Below are 9,261 nucleotides of genomic sequence, written 5' to 3'. Positions count from 1 at the left end.
CCTACTTTGCGTACATATGCATAATTTTGACTATAATCTTGTTCTTGTTTCTGATACTGTTCATCTAAAAATGCCGTTAGTAAATCTAACGTTGCCGCTTCAATAACTTTAGTTTCAAATGGCGTTCCTTTATGTAGTTCTAAGTTTCCTTCAACTAAAGCATCAAATGATTGTTTCTCATTGAATGCACAGATAACCAGTGCTTTATATCTTGTTAAAAATTCAGCTTCTGACACCGGTAATGGATCAACAACATTTTGTAAACCTCTTGTTTTAGCAATTGGTAATCCATCTCTTGTGAAAAATAACTCATCTGGTGCCAAAACAAATGTGTAACGTGTACGATTTACTTCTTCTAAATTTTTGATATTGAGTAAGTATCGTAATTTTTCATTTTTAGTAAATGATTTAATATTATCAAAAGGTGTATGATTGTCATTAATGTCATAATGTATTTGGAAACTGTCACGTAGTTCAGTTAATTCAGCATCTATAAAATATGGAGAATGTTGTTCTAATAAGTACATTAAATGAAAATGTTCTGGTTTAATTGAAGACTTAGGAATCTCTCTCATATCTAAGCGTAATTTTGTTTTAGCTGCTTCTTCAGCATCTAAAGGCGTTAACATATCTTGCATTTCATTTTTAGGGTTATGATTTTTAACCATCTATTTTTCCTCCTATAGTAACTTCAAAATATCTCCATCAGCGATTTGATAATCAATGAGTCGATCATTTTCAACAAGTAATTGACCTTTCGTCATCACTTTAATTTGTGTATTGACATCAAATATTGAAATGTCCAAACTATCCAATACTAAAGCTATTAAATTTTTTATCGGTAAATATGCTGGTACTGCTAAGTCATATGTGCCGTAATTATAATTAGTAAAATCAAATGTTACTTTTACGTGCTGATTCATTTTTCGTTCGTCTCCCTTTATGAATTGAAAAAATGACAAATCCTAAAGTCAAAAAAGCCCCTACAGACATCAAAATGTACGGGAATATTTTTTTCTCCTGCTTGTTTTGAATATAGGGGCTTTTATCACTCTCCGAAGTCTTTTCTAAGTTAGATTTGGAAAATAACACTTTTTTAGTTTCATTCAAGCGAGTCGAGTGACTCGCTTGATTTTGAAACATATCATTTTTTATTTGTTGTTGTCGTTCTTTTTTCTGCTTAGCAATCGCGTCGTTGACTTCTTTACTATCTTTATTAAATAGCGTTGTATCATATTGATTTAAATCATTATTGATTCGCTTTTCCTCTTCTTGTTGCACATCAATATTAAGTCCGCCATTATTGCTAGATGCTGTTAAAAAAGTTAAAGCAATCACGCTATTCATCAACATTAGATTAATCTCTCTTTCTTAAAGTGTTTTATAAACATGTTCAGTACAAAACCAATAATCACAAGTACTGTTAATATTACTAGTGCCAAGCCTATAGGATGCTCTGCATTTAAATAATTGAAGAACATGTTATCGATATAAGACAATGGTGAAATTTTATTAGTCACACCTTGTCCAGCCGCTTTCAAATTATTCATAGCTACAAAGTATAGACCCAATGCAGCAATCATTAAGAACATACCGATAGATTTTACCTGTCTTAGTAAATACGTATTAATAAGTACAAAGACCATCATAGTTAAAATCACCATTAAGATGAATTTCGCTCTATAGCCAGCTAATACATGGAACTTATTCATTGCAATTAAACCGACAATTAATCCTTCTACCAAACCAGTTGTACCAATAACACCTGACGTAATGACATTATTCCAAAGATGGTTTTTACTACTATAATCATCTTTAATGAAATTCATTTGACCTTTGGCACGTTCATAACTATAGAAAATATATGCTGTAATCATTGATAGTAAATACATCAATAATACGAATAATGTCGGTGAAATCACCTCTGTATTACCATTATTAGCTAAAACATTTTCTAAGTTTTTCTTTTGAACCGGATTACTCATAAATGCTTTTAATGCTTGGTTTTGTCTGTCGCCATCTTTAGAATTTTGTAATACTTTTTTAAACTCTTTAGCGAATAACTCATTATCTTTATCGTTTTTAGCCATTTGACGGTTCAAATCATTCGCTCTTACGCCTAATGCTCGACCTGTCGCATGTAGTTTATTCACATTATTATCTAATTGATTTAATTGTCCACTAACTGAATCTGCAATTGTTTTTGATTCTTGTGTATCAGATAGCAATTGCGTGCTCTTTTCAGAAATTCTGCTAATTTCTTTATCTAAGTTAGAAGACATTGTGTTGAATTCATCATTTTTGCCTTTGTCAATTTTTGGTTCTTGTGGTTCTTCAGCAAAAGTCTTTTTAACGTTTTCTAACTGATCAATCAGCTTAGAAATATCTTCTTTATTTTTTGTTGTATTCTTTTTGTTATTTAAAATGTCATCAATCAGTTTGTCTGAGTTTTCTTCCATTGAATCAATTTGATGTAACACAGCTACTTTATCGTCTTTGAAACTTTCCATGTCATTGATAACTTGGTCAACCATCATATCAATTAAACGTTTGTTGTCGAATGGTTTATCTTCTCTGCCTTTTGTATCTGTGTACATTTTATAATGCGCATCAAACCTAGATAATGCACTCAATTGCTGGCTTAATGCATCTTTCGATAAGCGACCATCAAGGTTATGATTCAATGTTACATCCACAACACTCGTTGTTTTCTTATCATTTGGTTCATCTTGACGATTTGCTTGTCCAAATAACAATTGTAAATGCATTGTTTTATCTTTTAAGAAATCTTTCTCAGCATCCTTTTTCAATTTAGCAACGCCATTGACTTCAACTTTATATTCCTTGTTAGATGTATCGAGTTGAACACTTTGATCCTTAATGTCATATTTTTTACCATTAATTTTAATGTCGCCTTCAAAGTTAAAATGAGGATCTGTTGCAACAGTTAATTGATTAATATCATTACTTTTAATCGTTTCAGTACGTTGCACTTTGACACCATCATTAATCAAACTACTTGTGTCTTGCGCAACTTGGTTATCGTAATCTGTTAAATTAATGTGTTCTGCTAACGGTTTTTTCAAATTATATTCGTTTTTATAACGTTTTGCTTCTTTGACAATTGCTTCGTATTTATTAGCTTCATCCTCATTTAAACCTGCAGCTATAAAGTCTTGTTTAGACATGTTATAGATAAATGTTGTATCTGTATCAGGTTCTTTGACAATATCATCATGAAGTTGTTTCTCTAAGTTTTCAGCGAATTGAGCATTGTTCATTTTAATGCTATTTAGCGCATCTTGTAAGTCTTTGTTATTTGCAAGCTCATCTTGCAGCGATTCTGTTAATTGCTTACGATAGTCTTCAATCATACCTTTTGAAAATGGTGACTCTTGTGATTGAATGATTTCTCTTAATTTATCTAAGTTTTCTTTAACAGTTTGTTTATATTCTTCTTTACCTGTATCTTGCATACTTGATTGTTGATCAATTTGGCTGTCCATCTGTTTTAATGCATTGATATAGTTATCAAGTTCCACACTATCTTTTTGCGATTTATAATCTTGTAACATTTTATCCATCGCTGTATTGTGCTCGTCAAATAATGAATTTTGTTTTTCAATTAAAGTCGAAACATTATAATCTGTGTTCACCCTGAACGTATCTGAATTCGCACTCAATAATGATTTATTGTATGTTTGGAACCATTTTGTAATGTCTTTGTTTGCAGAAATTGAATTTACAAGCGTATCTGTAAATAATTCCGGGAAGTCGTTAATTGGATTTAATAAGTAATTCGAGAATTTACTATTCACACCATGTTCACGCGTCATAATAGCGCCAACATTTTTTTGTGCATTATGTAAATTATCAATGATGCTTGTTAAATAAATTTCGACTAAGTTTTTGTTAAAGTCGTTAAGTACATTACTTACAACTTTTTCTGTGTTTTTAGCTACTTCTTCTTTTTGTCCTACAGCTGTTTTATACTGTAGCGATATTTTCGATGGTGTTTTAGCGTCTAATTGCATTGCCAATTTTGAAAAGTTTTCTGGGATAACAATCATGACTTGGTATCCACCATTTTTCAAACCAGACTCAGCAACGTTTCTTGTTACTGTTTCAAATTTATAGTTTTTCTCATTTGCTAACCTTTTAATAAATGCTTGACCCAGCTCAACTTTTTTACCATTATATGTCGTTGGTTGATCCTCGTTAACAATTGCGATATGTATTTTATTATTTTTATTACTTACACTTTGGGATCCTTTTTCTGATTGATCTCCATATTTTGTTTGAACAAAAAATATCATACTAACTATGGCAATTATAATAATTAAAGTGACAATTAATGCATAAATCCAATTTTTCTTTTTCATGCTTATTTCCTTTCAGTTGTTTTCTTAAAAAATGATAAGCAAAGCCACATTAGAAAATGTGACTTTGCCAATTTCAGAATGCTTATTGCAAACCGAAATTATTAGAAAGTTGTTGGTCTTGTTCTTGAACGGCATCAGCAGTGCTATTCAATTGTTGTTTAATTTCTTCTAATAATTGTGCAAATTTTTCTACTTTAGGACTAAGTTGTTGGAATTGCTCTTCGAAACGGCTGAAAGCTTGACCTTCCCAGTTCGCTGCAATTTCACCTTGTGCACGTGTTAAATCAGATAAAATTTGACGGATTTGGTCTGAACCTTGCCCGTAAGATTGCGATTTTGCTCTGATTTCCTCTGGACTCATCTTAATCATTGCCATAACTAGAAACCTCCTGAATATTTTAAGTTTATCAAAACTTTTTAGGGACACTATTTTTTGAAAAAGTGCTCCTTACTCAAATAATATATAAATTATTAGTATATGTATATAGTTTTTTAAGTATTTTTAGCTTTTTTTAAATAAATATATTGAATATACCCATATATTTTTAATTAACCATTCATTTTTGTAATATAAATGTGTATACTAAAATTAAATTAAATACATAAAGGATTAAATGGTTATTATGAAGAAAACAATTTTACTGACGATGACAACTCTTACTTTATTTAGTATGTCGCCTAACTCGGCTCAAGCATATACGAATGATAGCAAAACATTAGAAGAAGCAAAGAAAGCACACCCAAACGCACAGTTCAAAGTGAATAAAGACACCGGCGCGTATACTTATACATATGACAAAAACAACACGCCAAACAACAATCATCAAAACCAGTCACGTACAAACGACAATCATCAACACGCAAATCAACGTGATTTTAACAACAATCAGTACCATTCTTCATTAAGTGGTCAGTATACGCACATTAATGACGCAATTGATTCACACACACCGCCTCAAACGTCACCAAGCAATCCTTTGACACCAGCAATACCGAATGTCGAAGACAATGACGATGAATTAAATAACGCTTTTTCAAAAGATAACAAAGGGCTTATTACAGGCATCGATTTAGACGAATTGTATGACGAATTACAAATCGCCGAATTTAATGACAAAGCAAAGACTGCTGACGGTAAACCTTTAGCATTAGGTAACGGTAAAATCATTGATCAGCCTCTTATCACAAGTAAGAACAACTTATATACTGCTGGACAATGTACATGGTATGTCTTTGATAAACGTGCCAAAGATGGACACACGATTAGTACATTTTGGGGAGATGCTAAAAACTGGGCAGGCCAAGCTTCAAGCAATGGCTTCAAAGTAGATAGACACCCAACACGAGGATCAATTTTACAAACAGTAAATGGTCCATTTGGTCATGTAGCCTACGTTGAAAAAGTTAATATTGATGGAAGTATTCTAATTTCAGAAATGAACTGGATTGGTGAATATATCGTTTCATCAAGAACCATCTCTGCTTCAGAAGTTTCATCATATAATTACATCCATTAAATTAATCATGACATCAATAAAAAGCGACCAGTTCGCAGTTTACAATTCGTAACACTGCAAAATTGGTCGCTTTATTTTGTATGTTATTCGATTATTAAATATGATGTTTACCTTCAAAATTGCAATAACTTGTCACCTTAAAGTTAACCGACATTTTTCAAGAATCATTATGTAATCAAACTATTTTTTGTAGTTTATTAGATTTTCAATAACTTATTAAACATTATTATAACTAAAATTCTATTAATTTAAACAAAATTTAAAATAAACCATTTAATAAAATGTATTGTTCTGATATGATTAACTCATAAATAATTGGGAGGAAGCAAAATGTCTAAAAAGTTAAAAATTATAATTCCTATTATTATTGTCTTATTATTAATAGGTGGAATCGCATGGGGAGTTTATGCATTTTTTGCAAACACACCGAAAAATACATACTTAAAAAGCGAACAACAAACTGCAAAAATGTATAAAGATTATTTTAATGACCGTTTTGAAAATGAAGTGAAGTTCCAAGAAAAGATGAAAGATAATTCGTTTTTATCTTCATTAGAATTAAGCGCAGATGCATCAGATGAAATTGTTAAGGGGCTTGGTATTCCTAAATCTGTTGTTAATGCTTCGAAAATTAAAATGTCATATGGACATGATCCTAAAAAAGAGAAATCAATGATTAATCTTGAACCAACAATCGCAGACTCTGCATTAGGGAAATTCCAGTTAGCTGCAGATAAAGATAAGCATTATTTCGAATCACCATTATTTAAAGGGAAATATAGTGTTAATAATTCTGATTTATTATCAACGTATTCAAAACTTACAGGTGAAGATGAAGAAACAGCAAAAGAAAATGGTATTACAAACCAACAACTAAATTTAAATACTCTTTTTAGTAATGCTCAAGCACAACAAAGTGACTACAGCAAAATTGCCGAAAAATATTCCGAACTTATTGTCGACAAATTAGATGACGATAATTTTGATAAAGGTAAAAAAGAAGAAATTAAGGTTAATGGTGAAAAGTACAAAGTTAGACCTGTCACGTTAACACTTAGCAGAGCTGACACTAAAAAAATTACATTAGCTGTATTAGAAGAAGCTAAAAAGGATAAAGACCTTAAAAAATTAATGGAAGAACAAGGTGCTACAAAAGACTATGATAAGGACATCAAAAAAGCAATTGACGATGTCAAAGAAACTAAAAAGGATGAATTTGCTAAAATTCAATCTAAAATTTATACCGAAAAACATACGATTGTAAAACGAGAAATTACTATTACAGACAAAGAAAATAATAAAACTAAAATCAAAGGTACTAATACTTTAGAAGACGATAAGTTAAAACTAGATTACGCACTTGATTTCGATCAAGATAAATACACGTATGCTGAAGCGAAATATACAATTAAAGGCGTATCTTCTAAGGAAAAAGACAATAAATACAGCGATAAATACGAATTTGGTAAAAAGACAGAATATGATGAATCAAAAATCAAATTAGATAACCAAGAAAAAGTAGATGGCACAAAACGTCAAGATAAAGGTAAAATCACTGTCGCATTAGATAAATATAGCGACGAAAATGAATTCACTTTTGAAAATAATATAGATTCTGACGTAAAAAATAACACTCAGAAATCTACGTTAAATATCGGCATCAAATATGCTGAAGAACCAATTAATTTCATTTTAAAATCTAGCACAAAATTGAAAGCAGATATTGATTTTGATGATAGTGGTGCGAAAGATTTCAATAGTCTATCTTCAAAAGACCGTGAAAAACTTGAAAAAGAAATCGAAAAAAATGGCGGCAAAATGTTTGAATCAATTTTAAAAAAGGCATCTAAATAACTAAAATATAAAAATAAGATTGAAAGGTCATCTTGCCTTTCAATCTTATCATTGGAGGAGTGGTTAAATGAAAACAATACATTTGTTTCGCATCTACCACTCTTTTTTATTGAAAAAGTGGTATTTGATTATCTATTTACTATTTATCTTAGCGGCACTCCTTATTACATTAACGACGATCCAACATGTAACAGAAGATGACAATCATTTTAATATAGGTGTCGTAGATAAAGATCAATCAAGTGAAACGAAATTAATCTTAAACTCTATTGGTAAAGGGAGTAACCTAGGAAAAAATGTAAGCATTAAAGCATATGATGATAAGCAAGCACATACTTTGTTAAAAAAACATAAACTTCAAGGCTATTTTGTTTTTGATAAAGGTATGACCAAGGCATTTTATAAACAAGGCGAACTACCAATTTCAGTATATACATATGATCAACAATCCATGAAAAGTGTCGTGCTATCTCAGCTAACAGATTCTGTTTACCAACGTCTTATGCGATCAATGGGTGGCATCTTAGCTTTTCAAGACTTAGCACCGAAAGCATCACATTCTGACAGTATCAATGTTATGACTGATTTGCTGATTACAGGATTAAACCGTTCAGGTGCATTTAACTTAGAACCGATTCATTTATACGATACGGGCAGTTATTATGCAATTACAGGTTTTTTAACAACGGTATTCATCTTTGCACTATCTTTATTTACAGTTTTGAAAATGAATCAAGATACTGTATTGAAAGCGCGATTGAAAATGTTTCATTTTTCTAAAGAGCGTTTATTAATCATTCGTGTGTTGATTACATGGTTTTATACTATGTTATGGAGTATCGTTGGTGTAGTTTGGATTGTGTTCAGTATTCCGAATACCTTTGAATTATATAATTGGCCAACGTTAGCCATTCATTTAAGCTATTATGTTACCTTTTTAATACTGTGGTTATTACTCATCGAACTTTTAACAACAGGCTTGTTGAATAGTATTAGTAAAGTCATATTAGCTATTGTCATCCTGGTGTTATCTGGTTTAACAATACCTACGATTTTTTTACAACATATAGCAAATGGCGTTTTCAATATTCAACCGTTCGCAGTTGTAACAAATCAATTGTTAGAAATTATTTTAAACAACTACATTTTAGAACTGCACCCTAGTTTCTATCTTAGCTTCATCGCACTTTTGATAATTAATTTAGCTGTATTGGTTTGGAGGTATCGTCAATGAAGCCTTATATACAACTTGTTTTGTTCAAGCAATGGTTACAATACATCTTGCTCGTAACAACCATTGTCATCGCACTCGTACTTATTGGTATCGGTTACCGTGTAGCACATGACAACTTCAAAATACCGATTACCATTCAAGATTTAGACCAAACCACTGCATCAAAATCATTCGTCAATAAAATTAAACAATCTGACTATGTAACTATTAAAAAAGTCGATGAAGATGAAAGCTATATTGAAGATGATGTTACTAAAAAGGAAGCTATTTTAAG

General features: G+C 31.0%; 8 protein-coding genes and 1 pseudogene. 4 read left to right on the top strand and 5 right to left on the bottom strand.

Annotation, left to right across the window (positions count from 1 at the left end):
- From IDG60_RS20975 to esxA, 5 genes are all read right to left on the bottom strand, one after another.
- The coding region (locus IDG60_RS20975; RefSeq protein WP_274611460.1) for a type VII secretion protein EssB/YukC at positions 1–668 on the bottom strand (668 nt) is incomplete at its 3' end.
- Between the two features lie 12 nt (positions 669–680).
- Complete coding sequence (esaB, locus tag IDG60_RS20970; protein WP_001071606.1) at positions 681–923, bottom strand: type VII secretion protein EsaB; 243 nt, start codon at positions 921–923, stop codon at positions 681–683.
- A complete protein-coding gene (gene essA, locus IDG60_RS20965) occupies positions 895–1,353 on the bottom strand; it encodes a type VII secretion protein EssA (protein ID WP_000928938.1) in 459 nt (152 codons plus the stop codon). The genes esaB and essA overlap by 29 nt, the downstream gene beginning before the upstream one ends.
- On the bottom strand, positions 1,353–4,382 hold the full coding sequence (esaA, locus tag IDG60_RS20960) for a type VII secretion protein EsaA (RefSeq protein ID WP_206161150.1): 3,030 nt from the start codon (positions 4,380–4,382) through the stop codon (positions 1,353–1,355). The genes essA and esaA overlap by 1 nt, the downstream gene beginning before the upstream one ends.
- Positions 4,383–4,464: 82 nt before the next feature.
- A complete protein-coding gene (gene esxA / locus IDG60_RS20955; RefSeq protein WP_001240826.1) occupies positions 4,465–4,758 on the bottom strand; it encodes a WXG100 family type VII secretion effector EsxA in 294 nt (97 codons plus the stop codon).
- Positions 4,759–5,005: 247 nt separating this feature from the next.
- On the opposite strand from esxA, the gene IDG60_RS20950 reads away from it, so the two are divergent.
- The 4 genes and pseudogenes from IDG60_RS20950 to IDG60_RS20935 form a co-directional block, all read left to right on the top strand.
- Entirely contained in the window at positions 5,006–5,899 is an 894-nt protein-coding gene (locus IDG60_RS20950) for a CHAP domain-containing protein (RefSeq protein WP_206161149.1), read from the top strand.
- 330 nt (positions 5,900–6,229) lie between these two features.
- Positions 6,230–7,753, top strand: coding sequence for a DUF6583 family protein (locus tag IDG60_RS20945; RefSeq protein ID WP_000038527.1), 1,524 nt, complete (start codon positions 6,230–6,232; stop codon positions 7,751–7,753).
- A gap of 67 nt (positions 7,754–7,820) precedes the next feature.
- A complete protein-coding gene (locus IDG60_RS20940; RefSeq protein ID WP_206161148.1) occupies positions 7,821–8,987 on the top strand; it encodes an ABC transporter permease in 1,167 nt (388 codons plus the stop codon).
- Positions 8,984–9,261: pseudogene (locus tag IDG60_RS20935) on the top strand (ABC transporter permease); the annotation flags it as partial. The gene IDG60_RS20940 and the pseudogene IDG60_RS20935, both read left to right, overlap by 4 nt.

Source organism: Staphylococcus sp. EG-SA-2, assembly GCF_017152085.1.
Note: the sequence above shows the minus strand (reverse complement) of the source record. Positions and strands in the feature narration are given on the sequence as shown.